Origin of the sequence: Roseburia sp. CLA-AA-H209, from assembly GCF_020687575.1 — a bacterium.
In the GTDB taxonomy this organism is placed as follows: Bacteria; Bacillota; Clostridia; order Lachnospirales; family Lachnospiraceae; genus Roseburia_C; species Roseburia_C amylophila.
Map to the genome: position 1 here is coordinate 151,950 of NZ_JAJEQU010000005.1, position 20,045 is coordinate 171,994.

Annotated in this window: 21 protein-coding genes; 2 read left to right on the forward strand and 19 right to left on the reverse strand. The window is 42.2% G+C overall.

Going from position 1 to position 20,045, the window contains the following annotated elements; translation table 11 throughout:
• The first annotated feature begins 47 nt into the window (after positions 1-47).
• Positions 48-1,130 (forward strand): undecaprenyldiphospho-muramoylpentapeptide beta-N-acetylglucosaminyltransferase, encoded by a 1,083-nt coding sequence (locus LKD41_RS06715; RefSeq protein ID WP_117947307.1) that lies wholly within the window; start codon positions 48-50, stop codon positions 1,128-1,130.
• A 51-nt stretch (positions 1,131-1,181) separates the two neighbouring features.
• On the opposite strand, the gene LKD41_RS06720 is transcribed toward LKD41_RS06715, so the two are convergent.
• From LKD41_RS06720 to LKD41_RS06785, 14 genes are all read right to left on the reverse strand, one after another.
• The gene (locus LKD41_RS06720; RefSeq protein WP_022242880.1) at positions 1,182-1,601 is read right to left on the reverse strand and encodes an HIT family protein; all 420 of its coding nucleotides are present in this window, start codon (positions 1,599-1,601) and stop codon (positions 1,182-1,184) included.
• Between the two features lie 15 nt (positions 1,602-1,616).
• Complete coding sequence (locus LKD41_RS06725; RefSeq protein ID WP_117698112.1) at positions 1,617-2,609, reverse strand: SCP2 sterol-binding domain-containing protein; 993 nt, start codon at positions 2,607-2,609, stop codon at positions 1,617-1,619.
• Between the two features lie 79 nt (positions 2,610-2,688).
• Complete coding sequence (locus tag LKD41_RS06730) at positions 2,689-3,789, reverse strand: rhomboid family intramembrane serine protease (RefSeq protein WP_227700751.1); 1,101 nt, start codon at positions 3,787-3,789, stop codon at positions 2,689-2,691.
• Between the two features lie 87 nt (positions 3,790-3,876).
• Entirely contained in the window at positions 3,877-5,109 is a 1,233-nt protein-coding gene (locus LKD41_RS06735; protein ID WP_022242877.1) for a DUF6382 domain-containing protein, read from the reverse strand.
• On the reverse strand, positions 5,093-5,233 hold the full coding sequence (locus tag LKD41_RS06740; RefSeq protein WP_227700752.1) for a hypothetical protein: 141 nt from the start codon (positions 5,231-5,233) through the stop codon (positions 5,093-5,095). The genes LKD41_RS06735 and LKD41_RS06740 overlap by 17 nt, the downstream gene beginning before the upstream one ends.
• A gap of 59 nt (positions 5,234-5,292) precedes the next feature.
• Complete coding sequence (locus tag LKD41_RS06745; RefSeq protein WP_022242876.1) at positions 5,293-5,709, reverse strand: prepilin peptidase; 417 nt, start codon at positions 5,707-5,709, stop codon at positions 5,293-5,295.
• 93 nt (positions 5,710-5,802) lie between these two features.
• Positions 5,803-6,549: a TadE family protein gene (locus LKD41_RS06750; protein ID WP_227700753.1), complete on the reverse strand. Its 747-nt coding sequence runs from the start codon at positions 6,547-6,549 to the stop codon at positions 5,803-5,805.
• A 158-nt stretch (positions 6,550-6,707) separates the two neighbouring features.
• The gene (locus LKD41_RS06755; RefSeq protein ID WP_227700754.1) at positions 6,708-8,150 is read right to left on the reverse strand and encodes a DUF5702 domain-containing protein; all 1,443 of its coding nucleotides are present in this window, start codon (positions 8,148-8,150) and stop codon (positions 6,708-6,710) included.
• Positions 8,151-8,187: 37 nt separating this feature from the next.
• Complete coding sequence (locus LKD41_RS06760) at positions 8,188-8,412, reverse strand: Flp1 family type IVb pilin (protein ID WP_330408293.1); 225 nt, start codon at positions 8,410-8,412, stop codon at positions 8,188-8,190.
• Positions 8,413-8,508: 96 nt separating this feature from the next.
• Positions 8,509-9,732 (reverse strand): type II secretion system F family protein, encoded by a 1,224-nt coding sequence (locus LKD41_RS06765; RefSeq protein WP_227700755.1) that lies wholly within the window; start codon positions 9,730-9,732, stop codon positions 8,509-8,511.
• 717 nt (positions 9,733-10,449) lie between these two features.
• Positions 10,450-11,676: a CpaF family protein gene (locus tag LKD41_RS06770; RefSeq protein WP_117841883.1), complete on the reverse strand. Its 1,227-nt coding sequence runs from the start codon at positions 11,674-11,676 to the stop codon at positions 10,450-10,452.
• Positions 11,677-11,730: 54 nt separating this feature from the next.
• Positions 11,731-12,732: a hypothetical protein gene (locus tag LKD41_RS06775; protein WP_227700756.1), complete on the reverse strand. Its 1,002-nt coding sequence runs from the start codon at positions 12,730-12,732 to the stop codon at positions 11,731-11,733.
• Positions 12,732-13,277 carry an A24 family peptidase gene (locus tag LKD41_RS06780; protein ID WP_227700757.1) on the reverse strand — a complete coding sequence of 182 codons (546 nt, stop codon included), beginning with the start codon at positions 13,275-13,277 and terminating at the stop codon, positions 12,732-12,734. The genes LKD41_RS06775 and LKD41_RS06780 overlap by 1 nt, the downstream gene beginning before the upstream one ends.
• A gap of 56 nt (positions 13,278-13,333) precedes the next feature.
• Entirely contained in the window at positions 13,334-13,606 is a 273-nt protein-coding gene (locus tag LKD41_RS06785) for a pro-sigmaK processing inhibitor BofA family protein (RefSeq protein ID WP_227700758.1), read from the reverse strand.
• A gap of 154 nt (positions 13,607-13,760) precedes the next feature.
• On the opposite strand from LKD41_RS06785, the gene LKD41_RS06790 reads away from it, so the two are divergent.
• Positions 13,761-14,015 carry a YaaL family protein gene (locus LKD41_RS06790; protein ID WP_227700759.1) on the forward strand — a complete coding sequence of 85 codons (255 nt, stop codon included), beginning with the start codon at positions 13,761-13,763 and terminating at the stop codon, positions 14,013-14,015.
• On the opposite strand, the gene LKD41_RS06795 is transcribed toward LKD41_RS06790, so the two are convergent.
• From LKD41_RS06795 to LKD41_RS06815, 5 genes are all read right to left on the reverse strand, one after another.
• Positions 13,979-14,455, reverse strand: a complete 477-nt coding sequence (locus LKD41_RS06795) for a flagellar export chaperone FliS (RefSeq protein ID WP_227700760.1) — start codon at positions 14,453-14,455, stop codon at positions 13,979-13,981. The genes LKD41_RS06790 and LKD41_RS06795 overlap by 37 nt on opposite strands.
• Positions 14,456-14,470: 15 nt before the next feature.
• Entirely contained in the window at positions 14,471-15,859 is a 1,389-nt protein-coding gene (locus LKD41_RS06800) for a flagellin N-terminal helical domain-containing protein (RefSeq protein WP_117841879.1), read from the reverse strand.
• A gap of 81 nt (positions 15,860-15,940) precedes the next feature.
• Positions 15,941-19,042, reverse strand: a complete 3,102-nt coding sequence (locus LKD41_RS06805) for a DUF6240 domain-containing protein (protein WP_227700761.1) — start codon at positions 19,040-19,042, stop codon at positions 15,941-15,943.
• A gap of 169 nt (positions 19,043-19,211) precedes the next feature.
• Positions 19,212-19,469: a hypothetical protein gene (locus tag LKD41_RS06810; protein WP_227700762.1), complete on the reverse strand. Its 258-nt coding sequence runs from the start codon at positions 19,467-19,469 to the stop codon at positions 19,212-19,214.
• Between the two features lie 46 nt (positions 19,470-19,515).
• The gene (locus LKD41_RS06815; RefSeq protein ID WP_227700763.1) at positions 19,516-20,016 is read right to left on the reverse strand and encodes a PTS sugar transporter subunit IIA; all 501 of its coding nucleotides are present in this window, start codon (positions 20,014-20,016) and stop codon (positions 19,516-19,518) included.
• Positions 20,017-20,045: the final 29 nt, after the last annotated feature.

The window sequence follows — 20,045 nt, forward strand, 5'->3', positions numbered from 1 at the left end:
TCATTTTACATTATAAGTAATCTGATATTAAAGAAAGGATTCTTTTCATGAAAAAAATCGTTTTAACAGGCGGTGGTACCGCCGGTCATGTAACTCCAAACATTGCTCTTTTTCCTGCTTTAAAAGAGGCTGGTTATGAAATCTCTTATATCGGTTCCTATGCCGGCATGGAAAAACAGTTAATTGAAGAACAGAACATTCCTTATTATGGAATTTCCTCAGGAAAACTCCGTCGTTATAAGGATCTCCGTAATCTCACAGATCCATTCCGTGTGATCAAAGGCTACGCACAGTCTGTATCTCTTTTAAGAAAAATCAAACCGGACGTTGTCTTTTCGAAAGGTGGATTCGTTTCCGTTCCTGTCGTTCTCGCAGCGAAACGCCTCCGTATTCCTGCTATTATTCATGAATCCGATATGACACCTGGTCTTGCTAATAAAATTGCAATTCCGGCAGCCTGCAAGGTCTGCTGTAATTTCCCGGAAACTGTAGACTATCTTCCGAAGGATAAGGCAGTTCTTACCGGTTCTCCAATCCGCCAGGAACTTTTAAGCGGCGACAAAGAACAGGCTGCCAGACTTTGTGGTTTTACCATGGATAAACCGGTTATCTTAGTAGTCGGTGGAAGCAGCGGTTCCAAATTTATTAATGATGCGGTACGTGGTCTCTTAGATGACCTACTTGCCAACTATCAGATTATCCATCTCTGTGGGAAAGGAAATATCGATAAATTATATAACAACCGTTCCGGCTATGTCCAGTTTGAATATGCCGGGAAAGAACTTCGGGATATGTTTGCTTTAAGCTCTCTTGTCATTTCCCGTGCCGGTGCAAATGCAATCTGTGAATTGCTTGCTCTTCACAAGCCAAATATTCTGATTCCACTGTCTGCTGCTGCAAGCCGTGGTGACCAGATTTTAAATGCCCGCTCTTTTGAAAAACAAGGGTATAGCTATGTAATTGAAGAAGAGAATCTGACCAAAGAAACCTTAGATGCTGCCATTAAGAAAGTCATGACAGAAAAAGAGACTTATATTTCTAATATGAAGTCCAGCCAGCAGTTAGATTCTATTCATACCATTCTTAAGCTCATTGAAGAAGCCAGTGAGAAAAAGAAGAAGAAAGCATAAGTGCAAAAGGTGTAAAGTCCTGATTCTATATAAGACTTTACACCTTTATTTTTATTTTACCTTTATCATATCCAGAATTTCTTTCATTTCATCATCAGAAAGCTCTAATGGAGTATATTTTAAAATATCATCATTCTTGTCTCCCTTGTATCTTGGAATCAGATGCATATGGAAATGAAATACTGTCTGTCCTGCAGTCTCTTCATTGTTCTGAAGTAAATTAAATCCATCACAGTTTAATTTTTCTTTCATATGAACTGCCATTTTCTTAGCAAGCTTCATTGCTTTTGCTGCTACTTCCTCATCCATTTCATAAAGATTTGCAAAGTGGTCTTTGGGAATAATTAAGGAATGTCCCTTTGTTGCAGGATTGGCATCCATAATGACACGGAATGTATCATCCTCATATACGGTATTTGTCGGAATATCGCCTGCTGCCAGTTTACAAAAAATACAATTATCGTCTTTCATGGTTACTCCTTCTTTCTATTCAAAAATAAAAATCTGATCTAAGGTACGCAATGTCTTAAAGTTTCCTTTTGCAGTCATCTCACCGGTCATAAATGCTCTCTGGAATGTCATTCTGCCAGCTAAAATATTATTCATGACTTCTCCCGTAAGTTTCGCATATACATCTACATTTTCCTGTTGTCCATAATAGCAGTTTAACTCTTCTCCTGCTACTTCGACTACCAATGGTTTCTTTTTCTCTTCAATCATAAAGAGATAGTTCGCCGTGAAATCCCCCTGTGGCACAAAATGGCTTTCTAATTCTGTAATATATTCTGTCTGCGTGTCATTCTGCTGTACACTTAACTTATCCTTAAACATGGATGCTAATTCTTCAATATCTTCTTTCTGTTTCTTTACGTAAGAATCATCTGCCACGTACTGTGATAACTGCTCACTCTCCTGTGGTGTTAAATCCATCTGCTGTGTCCGCAGGATAGTTCTGGTTACCGCCTGATTAGAAGTCGGCAGACTCTTCTGTTTCTGAGAAATTGTACGATAAAGATTTTCTGCTTTTTTCTCAATAATCAGGGAATAGTCATGATTCATTTCAAAGCTTACCAAATCATCTACATAGCCACACATTCCACTGCACGGCAGACCGCCTAAAATTTCCCATGCATTGGACAATGTCAGTTCCCCTTCACGTTCTCCATACGTGGTTGACATAACGATTGGCTGCATATAGGTTGTCTTAATCTTTTCCTTGTCTCCGTAAAGCCAGCAGGAATCCAAAAACTGCTGCATATAACCACCGATTCCAAGCCACTCTACTGTCGTTGCCAGAATGATTCCATCTGCATCCTTTAAGGTCTGCGGCAACGTAGAGATGCTATTCTTGTGCTCGTATATATTATATCGTTCCACACTGACACGAAGCTCTTTTAAAACTTCTTCCATTTTCCCGATTACATATAAAGTAGGATCATCCAGAAGTCCTCTACCACCGTAATATATATTTACTTTCATTTCTGCCTCCGTATCTTAAGTTTTTCATCTTACTTCATTCAATCATATATCAACAGTATATAAATTTTCCGGAATAAAATCAATCCTTTCTGCGATATAGAAGCAGTGACAGGAAAAATCCGCTAATCAGTCCGCCTACATGACACCAGTTGTCCACTCCGGTACTGGTAAATCCATAATATAGGCTCAATGCAATCATAATTACAATTCCTCTGATATTCAGTTCTTCTACCCTTCCTCTGTTGGCAATTATTACCCAGAGTAAAGCTCCAAATACACCAAAAATGGCACCTGAGGCACCTGCTGACACCGTCAGGGTTCCTTTGCCCTGTGTTACCAGAAGTGAAAGCAGATTACCGCACAATCCTGCGCCAAAATAAATGATAAGATAGCGCCACTTTCCTATCAGACGTTCCAGTCTGTCTCCAGTCCAGAATAATACAATCATATTATTTGCAAGATGTGCCAGTCCAAAATGTAAAAACATGGCCGTAAACAGTCTCCACCATTCTCCCTGTCCAAATACATCCGGCAGAAATACTGCTCCATGTTGTTCCATAAAAGCTGCAGATTCCGTATCGCCAAGTACGCTCAATGACAGAAATACTATGATATTTATCAAAACAATGCCGGCGTTACACCAGGACGGATACTGTTTTATCCTCTGCCACAAAGTAAGACCTCGCTTCTCTTCTGTTCTACGGTAATTGTCCATCTGTGCATACCCCTGTGAAGCATAACCTCTTTGCCTCCCACCACCGGATATCTGTTCCTGTAATGCATCTCTTAATCCATAGAAATCTCCCGGCTGGTTTTCAAAAATCATAAGCTGCCCTGTCTGCTCATTAATAAGCCAGACATTCCGACAGCTGCCACCGAGCATACGTGCCTGTCCTATATCATCTGCAACCAGTAACGTCAGTAACTCCACCTGATAGATTGCCATATTCTGTTCACAACCCGGAATCCTTCCTTCCGGATGAAGAAACAGCTCCTGCAGTTTTTTCTGAATTGCCTGCAATTTTTCTGTTTCCAGTACAAATCCCGGATGCATAAAGATTCCAGCAACCACCTGTGCCCTTCCTTCTGTAAATCTATAGTATACCCCAACCTCTTCCGGCGACACTTTGATAAAGGAATATCCCCGCTCTTTTAAACATGCATCTATTTTCTGAATCAATATAACTTATCCTTCTTCCAGTCTTTTATGAATCTGACAATAACACTTTCAAAAGGCACTGTCAACGAAGGAAATATAACCTTTTTCTTAAAGAAATGTAAACCGCTCACGTCCCAACTGAATCACATCATTCATGCATAACTGCTCCTTCTCCCGATATGCCAGCATTTTCCCATTGAGCCATGTTCCGTTCATGGAATTTAAATCTTCCACATAATAATCCTCTTTCTCTCTGGTAATGCGGGCATGCATGCGGCTGACTCCCTGTATACATACATTTCCATCTGCCTGCTCACTGCTGCCTATGATAAAAGGAAAATACTCCATCCGGATATTCGAAATATCCTCTTTTCCATCATAACGCAGAACTCCTTCCGGAGCCCGCTCCGTTCCAAGATAAACGGTCGGATTTTCCTCCTGCATTTCTTTGTAATCCATAGGTGTACACACGATTGGTTCTTCCTCCTTCTCATGATTTATCTTCCCTGTTAAGAATGCCGGAATCCGGCTGATTGCAGCAATGCATTCCTGCAATTTTTCTTCCATTGCCATATTCCAGCCACGGCTTTGAGCATCCTTCTTATAATATTCATCATCCTTTTCAATTGTATCTATCTCATATTTTTTCCAATACCCCTTCTTTTTCTTTGTAATTGGCTTTTCCTCCACAGCTGCATCTTTCTTTTCCTGCTCCCATGGCATAATGCCCTTCTGCAATGCCTCTACCTTTTTAGATGAAACAGATTTCTGTCGGGCCGGTACATAATCCTCTACATCCTGCTGCCGGTACTGATATAATATCCTTAGGATTTCACCCAAAGAAAATCCTTCTTCTGTTGATTTCTGATATGCCTCATAAGATGCAAGAACCATCTGTTCATCTTCATGATTAATCTTTGCCAGAAGATACTCCATCAGCTTTCGGAATCCTTCTGTAACAGGTTCCTGTCTGCCGGGGCAATAGGTGAAGTAGAACTTCTTGGTTCCATTCTCAAGATAAATACTCTCCGGGTCTAATAGAATCCCCTCTTCCTCCAAAAGATATGGCCGGATTTCCTGACAGATTCCCAGTAAAGTTTCTAACATTTTTGCAAACATATCTATGGCAAAATCACTGCTCTCCAAAACATGGTCCAAAGAACGTTTTCCGGTAATTTCATATCGAAACTGTGTCTCCCCTTCTGAAACTACCGGTTCAAACTGCAATAAATTATGAATATGATTCTGCCGGCACATATGAATCTGATATCCGGAATACGCGGGATCTGATGTAATAAACATATAACTCTGATTCAGATTTCTCTTATAACATATCTCCAATATAAATTTCCTCCATACATTCTATTTTATTCTTGCTGCTTTCTTCTGCTGCCAGCTTTACCCTGTCATGCAGTTCGTAGCTGACTACAATCAGGGTACAGAATATTGCCAATATCATTGGCACTATAACTGCCGCCTCTATGGTATAAGAAGCCGGCAGATAACATTTCTTTTTCCATTGTCTTATAAAATCAACAGAATGAGATATGCTGCCAGCAGAAACGGAATAAAAGGAATGGTGTCTTTTCGTCTTTTTCTGTGCATGAACAGCAATACCAGTGCATACAGAGAGGATAGGAAAAGTCCCGTCAAAAGCAGCCGCATGGTATTGATTCCTCCAATATAAATTCCCGCTACACAAAGTACCAATCCATCGCCAATTCCAATAATTCCACCAGACACCAGTGACAGAATAATAACTGCTGCCCCGACGGCAATCCCTCCTAACATGCTGTATAATGACTGGTTTCTCTGCCAGAGATGCAGTAAAATCCCACCAATGCCAAAACACAATACTCTTACGCTTTGTATTTCTTTTTTTCGGATATCTTCGATGGAACATATCCCCAACATTCCAAGTACAGAACATATCGTCACCATCCCCTTATCTCCTTATTATTCGTTATTTGCTAGCTACTACTTACTGCTTATAACCTGCTATCTGCCGTTTCTTTATCTGATACATTTATTTCCTCAGGAAGCTTTTCTCTTTTCACATTTTCCACAGGGTGAATGATTTCCCGCTTCTTCCAGCAAAATACGGTATACGGTACGCTTTAACCCACTGCAGGAAAGACTATTGTGCACTGCCTCTCCATATTCTGTTACAAATACTGTTTTGGTATCTTTCTTTCCTATGCGGCATTTTTCGCAATCTTTATATTTCGCCCCGGAATCATTCCGTAATCCGGATACCGTCTCTTCCGGCACCGCCAGAATGCTCAAATCCAAATAGGTACAGTCCGAAAACCGGTGATAGGATTTCCCTGTCTCTGTAATATAGACATAAGTTCCATCTTCATTTCCACTGCCTGTATAACCAATCCATTTATGCACTTTTGCCCGCTGATCCATGTCATAAGAAAATAGTCCCAATAACTGCAATGGATTTTCAATCCGATAAGATACACATAAATCAATATCATTTCCCATTAATTCAGAACGCCAAAAAGAGAACCCCTTTTCTTCCCCTTCCACATAAATTACCGGTGCTTTCAGTTCTTCTAATTTTCTTTGAAACAGGATTTTTGCTTCTGCAATTGGCACAACGGAATCCAGCCCGCTTTCACGTGTCATATGTGCATGAATGGCACTTTTTCTGGCGGCATATTGCAAGGCATATTCCACATCCTGCTGTAATTCCAATACCCGGAAAAGAAAGATTACCGATAGTATACAGATTACAAACAGTGGCAATGCAATAGCTGCTTCTATTGTCATAGACGCCGTTGTGGAGGCACATAAAGGTGTCTCTTTTCTGTTTGTAGAATTGCTATACAATAGATTTGTATTATCTGGGTTAGAGAGAGTTTTTTTATATTGATTTTTTATTTGAATTCTGAGAAGAGACACCTTTATGCACCCCCTTTCTTCTTTTGTTAATAAACATAGGAAAATGAATTTTTTTCCTGAAAATGATAATCTCCTTTGAAGCTTTCGCCACTTCCAAACCACCCGAAGAACAATGGTTTTGACAGATAACTGCACTGTATTTCCATACTACCAATCATGCAGTCCATCCGAAAATTCTCCCGGTCCGGCAGCCGCCTGATATTCTGCTCCATCAGATTCATTGCCCGATAGGTAAGCTTCTCCTGTCCGGTAAGATATAATAAAATTCTTAAATAATCCCCATAACTTAAACCACTTTCACTGGTCTTACTTTCCTCTTCTTTTGCAAAGGATTCCGACAATGCTCCAACGTCTAATGTCCACTCGGCATTTCCTTTTAAAAAAGGAACCTTGCCACCCTTTAAAAGCGTTTTTACATCTTTTATGCTTTCTGAAAATGCCCATGCCACAAGAATTCCTTCTTCTACCACCTTGACTACCGCCGGATTAGCTGTCCAGCCCGCAGTTACAAGTGCTATGGTATTCGCCAGTGCCGTTTTCTCGGCATCCCCTTTCAAATAAATATAGTTTGCCACCTCACGAATCGCCAGCATGCGTTCTGCAACGCCAGCAAGGTTTGCCACATCAGAATCTTTCCCTGCAATGAGATATTCCATCTCATATTGCAACACTTCCGACTCACTCTGATTTCGGTAATCACTAAACTGCTTCAGTAAATATTCCCGGAAGAAAAGTCCCGTTGTCATATCCTCCTGCTGTGCCTCTCCATTTCCTGTAAAACAGGTTCTCTTTGCAATATCATCGGATAAATCAATGGTCTGTGTCGATACCGCTGATACATCTTCTACCACCAGTGACAGGATACTTTTATTCTTGAGTTCTTTTACATAATCCAGTGGATTCTCATTCTTCTGATTTGCGCTATTCCGTTTTGTGTTTCTTTCCAGCCCACTCTGTGTATCGGTCTCCTGAATAGCAGCTTCGAACTTCTTCTCGATGTCTTTATTGTCTTCCGTCAGTTCCTTTGCTTCTGTTGCCTTTTCATATAATTTTTCAATGGCCGCAATTCCCATGGTACGCTTTACATAATCTGCTGCCTGCCTTCGAAATTCAGCTCCCGCATCATCGGTTGCCATCGTATAATTCGTAATATAGCAGTTCTCTAACTGCATCTCATAAAGATTGGTATATGACATTTTTAAGAATCCCGGCTTCGCCCTAAGGTTCTCTTCTCCAAGTTCCTGCAATGACTGTTCCAGACTGCTAAGTTCCGGCTCTCCTTTCCTGCCTGCCTCCAGAAAATAGAGATGATACTGCTCAAGAAGTGCGGTATCATACTCTGCCATTTTGGATTCCAGCAAAAGCTCCGTTTCCATTTTGCTCTGCGCCTCTAATCCATAGAGGCGTGCAGATTCCAGCAGAGTAAATACCAGACTTAAAATCATCGTCAATGCAAGGCTTAAAAACAATGTAATACTCCCTTTTTCCCTTGCTCTTTCCATTTTTCTACAAAGAACCGGTCCGCTGGGTAATTGTCGAAAAGATACTGTTTAAAAGAACCGTCAGTTTTGATTTAAAAATAACAATCAGTCCAATCAGAACCACCAGAATCAGAACCACTTCCACAACACCTACTCCATCTTCCTCTTTTAAAAACCGGGTCAGACTTCCTTTTATTCTTTTTACAACGTTCATTGGATTTGTTCGTTTTACATTTACTACATCTTTCATGTTCCTTCCTCCTTTATTTACCTATTGTTTTAGTTACCTGTTATCTGCTTACAGCCGAAGCCTGCCACCGACAGCTTCTTACGGCTGCCTGGTAACTTATATGTGCATGGTCATACATGCAGGCACAACAAGAATGACCATAATCACCACCATCATCATTAGCATGGGAAACAATAATTTTGTTCCTGCTTCCTCTCCCAGTCTCTGCGCCATAGTCTTTCGCTGGGAAAATGCATCCTCTGATTCTTTTGCAAGAATTCTGCCGATTCCTACAGTTCCCTTCTTGAGATTCTGTGTCAGAATAGATGCAAACCTGCGATAGGATGCCAGCCCGCATCGTTCTCCAAACCGCTCATATGCCAGGCTTTCCCCCATTCCATCCTCTAATTCTCTTCTGGTAAGCAGCATTTCCTCGTAACCGGCACGTTTTGGTAGTCTTTGCTTCTTCTGCTTACTCTCATATGTATCTGTCAGCTTCTTCCACGCCTGACGCAATGACATACCGGCTTCTAATAATAATCCCAATCGACTAACCATTTCCGGATAATCTTTTACCAATTCCTCTTCCCAACGTTTTTTTGCATCCTGCTGTTCCTTTTTCCCACTCCATAGAATCACTACTGCTGCAAATATCCCCAGGAAGAGAAAAATAACCAACGGCTTCTCGGTTTCTTCTTCCCAGTGAAGTGCTACACCATCCATATTCTGTGGCAGCTCCACTTCTTTTTCTTCTACATTTTGATTATAAAGATATTGTTCTATCTTTTTCCCCAGATTGGTTTCATTCTGGTTTTCTGAAGGATAAAGACAGATGGGAAAGGAATACTCTGCCTGATTTTTTCCATTCGACAAAATTGCGGTAGCATTCACCACCTGCCCCGGCAAAAGATTTTCTTCCTCTATATTTCCCTGTAAATCAATCCAGATATCCGGTTCTAACTTCCATTTCACAGAAATGAGACCATTTTTAACACGGTCGCATAAAACCACCTGTCCGCTGACATGGTCTGCCTGCTGCCCGTTTCGAAATACTTCTTCTGCTTCTTTTTCTGCTTCCGGCAATATCTCTTTCCATTCCGCTGCTGTTAAAGTGCGTTCCTGTAGATTTAATACAATCTGCCCTTTTTCCCCGCTATCTTCTTCTATATAATTTAAAGATTCCTGATAGTCTCCTTCCCCCGGTTCATTTCTTATTAAACGGTTCTCCTTAAAATGAGATTCCTGCTTTTGCATCCACTCCGCTGCAATTCCCAGTAAAACTGCTGCCAGAAGTACCAGAATTGCCAGCTTTTTCTTTTGCTTCTTCATTTGCTTTAACATATACTTTCTCCAATACGTCTTACGATTTTCTCTGACCAAAGATATGCCAGTCCATAGAGAATAAGACACCCTGTCATAATCAGCACCCCCGCCACATTCCCATACAATGCTTCCAAAAAGCTTCCCGATGTCACATTGACAAATGCCAGTATAAATAAGGGAATTACATTCATTACCTTCTGTTCCATCTTCCTTGCTGTCAATGCTGTCTCTATGGTTTCCTGCAATTCCATCCGGTCTGCCATCTGCTGAACTGTATTTCCCATAATTGCAGTAAAATCCCCGCCGCTCCGCTTGGCATAAGAAAAAATTCCCGCAAACTGCTCTACATCCTCCATCCGGCTCCGCTCTGCAAAATCCTCTAACAGCTGCTCCAATGGCACATTACAGTCCATCTGGTGTATCATCTGGCGCATTTCCACCGCCATATCACTTTCCATGCCATACTGCTGTATCACATCTTTTTTTGCTTCCCGCCACGCATTTTCAATGGAATAGCCTGCCCGCATTGCTCCTGCTGCCGATAGCAGTGCATCCTTAAACTGAAGCTTTAAATCATTCTGGCGCTGTATCTTAGCAGAATTCCTTTTGTTTCGAAGAAATACTGGGCATAAACCAAATCCTGCAAGAATTGCCAGAGTGGACTGATAAAATAGCCAGCCTATCAGAATATCCAGCAGCAGAAATTCTCCAACATATAATAAAAACTGTCTTTTCTTAAAATGATATTGACGATAATCCGGCAGCCTGTAATTTTTCCTGATAGAGAAGTTCTCCTTTCTTCTCCCAGATTCCGCCGATGCTTCCCTGTTCTTTTTTCTCCCGGAACCGGAAGAGCTCGTGTAAACATACCTTGCCATTTTCTACCCCCTTCACTTCCACAACCTGCAGCAATTTTCTGCTGCCATCCCGGATTCTGCCAAGTTGTATGATAATATCAATGGCCGATGCTATCTGACTCTGGATTGCTGCCAGCGGCATATCCATTCCCATCAGCACCATCGTCTCAAGGCGGCTTACCATATCCATTGCCGAATTGGCATGTCCGGTACTCAGGCTGCCGGAGTGTCCTGTATTCATTGCCTGCAGGACATCCAGTGCTTCTGCCCCACGGCATTCCCCGACGATAATCCGGTTTGGCCGCATACGAAGTGCGCTTTTTATCAAATCCCGGATGGTAATCTCCTCTGCCCCCGGAAGCTTGATATCCCGGCTCTCCAGACGCACCAGATTGGGTAGCCCAAGCAACTGCAGCTCCGCTGAGTCCTCAATGGTAACCACACGTTCTTCTTTTGGAATAAATTCCGACAGGGCATTTAGAAATGTTGTCTTGCCGCTTCCTGTTCCTCCTGACACAAAAATGTTATAACCGGCACATACCAGATGCTTTAAAAAATCTGCCACTTCCCTTGAAATAGACCCCCATTCTATCAGTGTCTGCATCCGGACAGGCTCTTTGGGAAAACGGCGGATAGACAACGCTGTTCCATCTATGGCAATAGGTTTTAAGACAATATTTACCCGGGAGCCATCCGGCAGTCTGGTATCTACAATAGGATGTAATTCATTTACCATACGGTTACTGCCTCCTGCAATCTGCTGTATGACATCCTGAAGCTTTTCTTCTGATGTAAAGTGTTTATCCCACTGATAAAGCCTCCCTGCCTTTTCATAAAAGATTCCTTTGGTCCCATTTACCATAATTTCTGTAATGTCAGCATCCTCAATAAGCTCCTGCAAAATATCCAGCCTCCGCAGGGAATGAAAGATTTCCCGAATCAGATTCTGCCGCATGGAAATACTCATAGGCATTCTATGGCTGTCTTCTTCCAAAGTCTTTTGCACCAGTTCTAAGATTTCTTCATCTTCCATGGTTCTTGAAATGTCCATCCGTTCCATTACCTGATGCTTCAAGCGTTCCTTTAAATTCTCCTTTGTCTCCATCTGAATGCCTTTCCCCCATACATCTTCTTATGCATTTCCTTATCTACTTCTTTCCTAAGGCATTCCTTTTTCATTGCCTTCTTCTCTTTCTATTTCCTGCTCTATCCACTCTTTGAAATAGCCTGCTGCTGCAACCGGACTGCCGGAATTTTCATATCTTTCACCTGTCTGCAATCGTTCCGGAATCTTTATAATCTGAATCTTTCCTTTTACTTCCTGTGACATAAGCTGTTGCTCTACTGTATCCATTCCATATTCATGCTTTAAAAATGCATACACCCTGTCACACTCTTCGATAATTCTTCCCGTATCAGCAAGCTCCGGCTGTATCTCTAATATCACATAATCAAAGGACAATTCCTGCCAGATAATTTCTAAAAGTCTGTGATAATCCTGTGCTTTTACTTCACCCAATAAAACTGCCTGTTCTACCGGAACCATAATGCCAAGTTCGCCCACAGTAGTAATTCCGCTCATCACGCTGGCACCCCCATTGGTACTTCCAAGCCGGAGAGATAGCAAAACATCGGATAAATTATGGCTTTCTTCCATTTCCGGCAGCTTCATGCCGCAATATCCTCTGGTATTAATGTATAAAACCTTTCCCTTCTCTGCCAAAACCTGTGCTACAGCCAGTCCTGCCAATAAAGACAGCCCGTCATACCAGGGTGACAGCAGTCCTATGGTACGACCCTTCCTGCTTCCCCGCAGACAGATTTCCGTTGGACGCTCCGCCAGTAATGCATACATTTCCTGCAGGATGACATTGGCAGACTGGTACTTATAAATATGCGGCAATGCTGCCTCTCTTGCTCCCAGCCGTTCTTCTGCCAGACATACCATTTCTTTCTTTAAAGGAAGGGTTTCTGCTTCTTTCAACAGCCCTGAATTAATCAGCCAGATATCTCTTTTTTCTTCATTTAAATCTGCCTCCACACTGTTCCAGTCTGTATATACTTCTGCCTTTGCCACATTTCCTGTCTCCAGAAGATATTCTGCCAGTTTATTTCCATAGGCACTGTCCGCATCGCAGATTGCAATTGATATCTGATTCATTACACCACCCCCAATGTCAGTAAATAGCCGCCCAGTACCGCCGGTGCCAGATGCATGCAGGAATCATCCATACCGGACTGCTCCCGATAAGGCACCCACTGTTTTTTCACCAGACTGCTCTGCATATAAGTTCTAAAATACAATATGCGCTGTATTAATGTTCCCTGCCTTATCAGCCGGAACAATCCGTATACTGCTGCCAAACATAAGGAAAAAATAATTGTGTGAAGCACAATAGAATAATCTGTCATGCAGGAGAGTGCCATAAAAAGCTTAATGTCTCCGGCTCCCATTGCATGCATCAAGAATAATAAATAGAATAGAATCACGGGAATTAACATCATTACTGTTACCAGTAAGATTCCCTTTTCTCCTTCTCCCCGGATATGTGCTGCATATCCTGTCATCACCCCCATGCCCGTCAACCAGTTCGGTATTTTTGACTTCCATAAGTCAAAGCAAACTGCCAGTCCAAGCATGATTATCACCAGTATTGTTATAATTCCTTCCCCCTTCGCTGTAATCGCATTATACGATGTACCCATGACCTTGTACATGTCGAATTGGGAAAGTTTTTTCTTTCGTCACATTCCACAAAATATTACATCAGACGATATGCCATAATTCCATAAAGCAGGGTAAATCCTCCTGCTCCCAGCAGTCCCACCGTTGTAAGGCTCCATGGATTCAGTCCCACCATAATATCTATGCCATTCTTCGAAAGTAGCTGGTTGCAAAAGACAATTGCCACCGCTCCTGCTGCCATCCGGACAGCAAAATTTAAGACAAGATCTGCCCTTTGTTTTAATATTCCGATAAACAAAACCAGCAGACAAATGCCTATAATCACCATAATTCCTGTTTCTTTACTCATTACACTGCTTAAAATCCTTTTCAAGTATCCATTTCCTTACCATTAACATATTTTTCTGCAAAAAAAAATATTCCTTTTTTTGTATAGATTGGATTTTTCTGATTATACTTAGTAAAAAGAGGATTTATTTTCCATAAAGAAAGTGGGGATCGTATTGTTTGGAATTGTAAAAAACACACCTGCGCCGGATGCCGGCTACCGCTTACTTTTAGATGATTTAAACCGGACAAAGAATGACTTGGACTTCGCATATGCGAATTTTCAGAATGTTGTAGAACCGGATCTGATTGATGCCTATATTTATGAAGTAAATGCCATGCAGCTTAAATATAAATTTCTGCTGCGCCGCTTAAAACAAAAAACAGAGGATTCTTATGCGAAGAATCCTCTGGAAGTATCTGACTCCTGAAAATTTTCATTTAATTGTTCTTTTCCATACGTCATACCCGCATATACCTGCTGGGTATTGTGCATTAAGGGTTCTGAGGTATCCTGCTTTGCGACCTCGCAGAAGGCCTGATACAAACCGCTCAGAACTCTTTTTGCATGGGCAATGCCGTCACCGCTCTGCTGATACATACTGCGCATCAGCTCTCTTCTGCAATAGGAATAAAGCGGATAAAGCTGTAGGGAAAGTTCATATTGAAAATTCAATGCCGCCTGAAGTTCTCCAATCACTGCATCAGCTTTCCGGATGGCTTCTTTGTATACATCAAAATCTTTTTCCTTCAGATTTTTTTCTGCTTCATCAAGATAAGAAAAGCAGATATCATATAAGACCACTACCAGTTCACTGCGGTTACTCTGGGTAATCCTTCTGGTAAAGTCCTGCTTCGTTCTACTATCCATGACAGTCTCCTTTGATTACTGAAGTAACTGTAATACCTGCTGTGGAATGTCATTTGCCTGGGACAATACGGAAATTGCTGCCTGGGACAATACGTTCTGCTGTGTATAATTGGTCATTTCCTCTGCCATATCTACATCTGAAATACGGGAAAGTGCAGATGTCATATCCTCGCTGGTCTCATCAAGACTTCCTACAGTAGAATCCAGACGGTTCTCACAGGCTCCGATGGCAGAACGTACGGAAGATACTCTTGCCAGTGCATTATCTAATGCAACGATTGCCCGGTCTGCTCCGGTTACAGTTGTTACATCTAAATCATCCAGATATAAGGTCTCGGTATCAATCTCCGGAATATCTACTTTAATGGTCTGGTTTTCATTGGCTCCTACCTGAAGATCCATGGTTCCAATGTCGGTCACTTCTAATTTAGCAGTGCTTCCTGCGGCAAGTCCGCTCTTGGTAAGAAAAGACATTTCAAATCCATCACGGTCTGTAATAGTTACTTTATTGCCATCGACTGCGGCAGTTGCAGTGGTTGAAAATCCGCTTCCTGCGGCATGAATATCTACCTCAGCATTGGTTCCGTAAGATACTGCCGGTGTCATGGAATTAAATCCAAGCTGTGCTGCCAACGCAGCATCGCTGATTGTGATTTCTACTTTGCCTGTCTCGCCATATGCAGTGGATTCAAAGGAAAGCTTACCGCCATCTGCTTTTACGGTAGTCTCGCCTAACTCACCGGCTGTCCTGATTTTCTCAAAGACCTGCTCGTAGGTATCGGTTGCTTCTATTTCTACGGATGAACTGTTAATTTTCATTTTACCGGACGCTCCGATTGTTGCTGTCATATCATTAAATGCAACGGTATCTGCATCCTTCTTTGCAGTCTCAGCTGCCTGATTGATGGTTACGGTATAATCTGCTGCGGTTACATTACTGGATACTGCCATTCTTGTAGCGTTGGTTCCATATACTCTTCGCTGGATGCTGCCATCCAGTAAGGATTTAGTATTGAACTCGGTATCCTTGCTGACACGGTTAATTTCTTTCTTTAATTCTTCTACTTCCTGCTGAATTGCTTTCTTATCATCCGGTGTATTGGAATCACTGGCTGCCTGTACAGAAAGCTCACGCATTCTCTGTATCAGGGAAGTCACTTCATTTAAGGCTCCATCGGTTGTCTGTAATACGGAAATACCATCAGACGCATTCTGGGATGCCTGGTCAAGTCCTTCAATCTGTAAATTTAATTTATTGGAAATTGCCATACCTGCCGGATTATCTTTGGAATGATTAATCTTTAATCCGGAGGACAGACGCTCCATTGCCTCGGTTACTTTATTTTCTGTACGCAATAACTGTTTATTTGTAATTACCGCTGACATGTTATGGTTTACTTTCATTTATCTTAATTCCTTTCTTCCATTCATGCTCGCATCCTTGCGGTCTATCGACGTTCCATGTCTTATATATTCTATATCGGACTACCTTTCTAAGGACTTAACCGCTTTTAGGAAACTTTCTGCCATTCCATAAAGTGTCTTTGTCTGAATTTCCGTATCTGAAGAATTCTTTTCTTCTGTCTTGTCTGTATTTTCAGAAGAAACTTCTGTGCTGTGATGGATTCCATCCTTCTTTATTTCCCCGGTCATATAGCTGATGCTGACTTCCTGTCCCGGCTCCTGTGCAAAAAGATTTTCCCACTCTTTCGCATGGCTTTCAAATAATGCCGTTGTCTCTTTGGATTCTGCTGCAATATAACCGGAAATCTTTTCCTTGCCGGCACGAAGCTGCGCTGCCACTCTTCCTAACCGGTCTGTCTCAAAAACAACATCCACCAGACCTTTCTTTTCTTCACCACGGACAATCTTAAGTGAAACATTACAAGTCTCGCCCTGTACCAGCACCGGAACTGCATATTCTTCTTTCTTTGCTGCCGCACTTCCCAATGCAATCTGGGTATGCATCATTTTCAGTTCCTGCAAATCAAGGCTTGTAAGATTATCCTCCGACATCATCATGGTCTTCATGACATTCTCTGCGGTATCTGCCAGCTTCCGCTGAGCCTCTGCCATTTCCTTCGGTGTCTTAACTGCCTCTGCAAAATCAGAAAATATTTTTTCTTTGATATTTTCCAGTTCCTCTGACAGATTTTCGCTCCGGTCTGCCATCTTAAACAGACGGTTAAATACCTGATTCCGGTTATTCATATAATCTACCGCTGCAAGCACCCGGTTGACGGTTGCCGGCATATCAAGCTGTTCTAACCACTCATAGACTTCCTGTGGTGCCGCTGCTGCCTGGGACAGCTCCTGTACCTGTTCCTTCCGGTAAGCTGCCTCTGTTTCTTCTTTCTGCTCCACTTCTTTCATGGCATCTGCAAGTTCTTCCGGTGTCATGGAAAGCCATTTTTCATCCTTCATAAACGGTGCCACCTTCTCCGGTGCCAGTCCGTCTTTCACATCGGAAAGCTTATTCTTCTGGTACGCTCCCTCAATCTGTTCCGTAATGGAAATGCCGGCTCCTTCTTTGGTCTGTACGCCTCCAAAATCATCATCTACCTGATAATCCATTGCACCGTGCTTTGCAGAACGAACCTGGGTCAGAAGTCCACGCAATGTAATATCTCCGCCCTGCTGTAGCAAGGCTCCGATTGCTGCGCCGTCTGTCTTTTCTACCTGACGGATCAGCCGGTATACACCGATATAAGCACTTCGTTCTTCTTCGCTGATTTCCTTATTCTGCTCTAATTTATAAAGGTATTTACTGAATTTTTCCTCTTCGGTAATGCCCTGTTCTTCCTGAATCTGCTCAGATACGGTGTTTATCTCTTCAAAGCTCATATCCAGCGGATTCATGCCTTCTTTTATCATGGTACGGACAACTGCCGGTTTTAAATGGTCAAATGCCCGCTGCACTTCTTCATCCGCAGCTTTCATTTCCGCAATATTTTCCGGTGTCAGCCCCATCTGGTTATAAGCTAAGATTCTGACGGCACGTTGATTTCCATAGCTTGTTTCCAGGCCTAAATCCTTTAAAATATCATCCACATTGCGGAATGCCTTGGAAATGGAATCTCCCATGTCCTGACGTGGTGCTGTCATCATGGTCTCATATCGTTCCCCTGCCTTTTCAAAGGTATCCTTTAAGGCAGCTCCATCTTCATAAAGACTCTGCAATGTTGTTTCATCTACCGGATGGATTCCTAGGGCATATGCCGGCATCGCTTTTAATGCTTCAGATGTGTCCATGACATTCCGGAACAATGCCACATCGGTTTCCTTTGGTGCAATGCCATCCCCGGAAAGGAGTCTGCTGTAATATTCATTTTCCTGTGTTTTCAGTTCTTCCACCAGCTGGGACAATTCCATGGTATCAATGGAAATTCCTTTTTTCAGTAAAGAAAGGTTCGCTTCACTGGTCATTTTCAGTCTGGTTTCCTCTAACTGTCTTCTTGCAGTCAGAAGGTCTAAGCCGCTTTTCGTATAAGCTGTTTTATCCGCTGCCGCTGAAACTTTTGTGTCCTTGTTCTTTATCTCATCCGCAGCTTTTTTCAGATTCTCAATAGTAAGTGGTTCTCCGGAATTTACCACATAGGCAAGTTCCTCATCCGTTACATTGGTAATGACGTCCAATGCATCCTGCGCCTGATCCTTGAAATCATTTCCGGAAAGTACGACATCCTGCGGACGGATTCCATCGGAAATTGCCTCTGCCGATACCGCTACAATTTCTTCCTCACCAAGCGGAAGCTGTAACTGCTGCAATGTGGATAACTTCTCTAAATTCTCTGCAGTCAGTGGAATACCATTTTCAATGAGCCATCTGCCATCTGCCATATTCTGCTCATTGACATCCATACCGCTTTCGGATATTACGGCTTCTATCTGCTGCTTTAACGCATCATAATCAAGGTCTGTCATCTGCTGCATTCCGGCATAGGTTGCACTCCCGGAAAATTCTGCTTTATATAAATTTGCAGTGGTAACCGGCAGCTCATTATCCAGCATATATTTCATGCTTCCTTCATCTGGTGTATGAAGTTCTTCCATCATATTGGCAGTCTCTGTAATATCTTTTACATTATTCTCAGTCACCGGAATATTGACGGTATTAAGAGCTGACTCAATATGCTTTGCCATTGCAGTACTTCCTGCCATTGCTTCAATCTGGGCATCACTGAGTCCGTCCCCGAAATAGCTGATGTCCTCTCCTGATTTTGCCAGCCGCATCTTCATCTTATCGGTCTCGGTTACTACTGTTGGAATCTCCGTATCCGTCAGGGAAAATCCATCTTCTTCCATTGTCTTTGCGTCTTTTCCCGTAATATGGTCTGATGCAAAAAGCATCTCATTTTTCATCTGGGTTGCGTCCAGATTAGATGCCTGCTCCCGAATCTCCTCCAAGGCATTTTCCTCTTTTTCCGGCTTGCCATAAGTCGGCTGCTCTAACAGACGGTCTGCCTTTCTGTCTTTTTCTATTCTTACAATGGATGCGTCCTTCTTCGCAGCTGCCACATTGTCCTGTCTGGCGTTTCCTGTCACCACTACATTGGCATCCATTTTCTGATTCTGTTCTATCCGCATGAAATTCCTCCATTTTCACGGTCTTATCAAATGTCCTGCTATTTTATTATGTCGGCTGATTGAGTGAAAAACTTAAGAAGGAAGTGAAAAACCAGATAGCCATTTTCTTATGAAAGAAAGAACTATCTGGTTTTATACACTTTTTATTTTATTACTATTTTTCTATAAATTACTTTTGATTTACAGCTCTTCCGGCTTTGTCAAATCCGAAAGACTCATCTCCTGAGATGGCTTCTCCGCTCAGTGTAAGCGTTCCGTCATCGGAACTGTATGTTCCAACCTCTATCGTAATGGAATCATCACTGACGCTACTGACCTCGCCATATAAGGTATCGCTTTCCTCTGCCTCCGTAGAAACCTCCGTGTCGGTTGCTGTATTGTTTCCGCATCCGCTTAAAGTTGAAAAACTAAGTACAAGTCCTAACATTATAATATGTGAAGTTTCTGTGTTTTTTAATTACAAATTTCCAATCTTAAAATTCTACGATTACAGTCTCGTTCTGTACTGCATCCATTCCGGTATGAATCTTCATATCCGGGTACTCATCTCCGTTGGTAAATACCAGAATGCAGGTTTTCTCATATCCCTGTGCTTTGATTTCTTCCGGGTTAAATTCTAAGAGCTTGTCTCCCGCTTTTACTTTCTGTCCTTGCCTTACAAAGTAGCGGAAGCCATCTCCCTGCATATTTACGGTATCGATTCCTTCATGAATCAGGAGTTCTGCTCCGTTTGATAAGGTTAATCCAACCGCATGTTTCGAATCATCCATTAATAAAGATACTGTTGCGGCACATGGAGCAGTAACGATATTTCCTTCCGGCTCAATTGCCAGTCCATCACCTAACGCCTTTGAGGAAAATACCTCATCCTTTACTTCTTCAATCGGAATTACTTTTCCTGGCAGATATGCTTTCAGAACCAGTGTCTGGTTCTCTTCTGCGGAATTTTCTTTATTTTTAAAAATGGAAAACATCTCTATTTCCCGCCTTTCTTTTCTTTTTT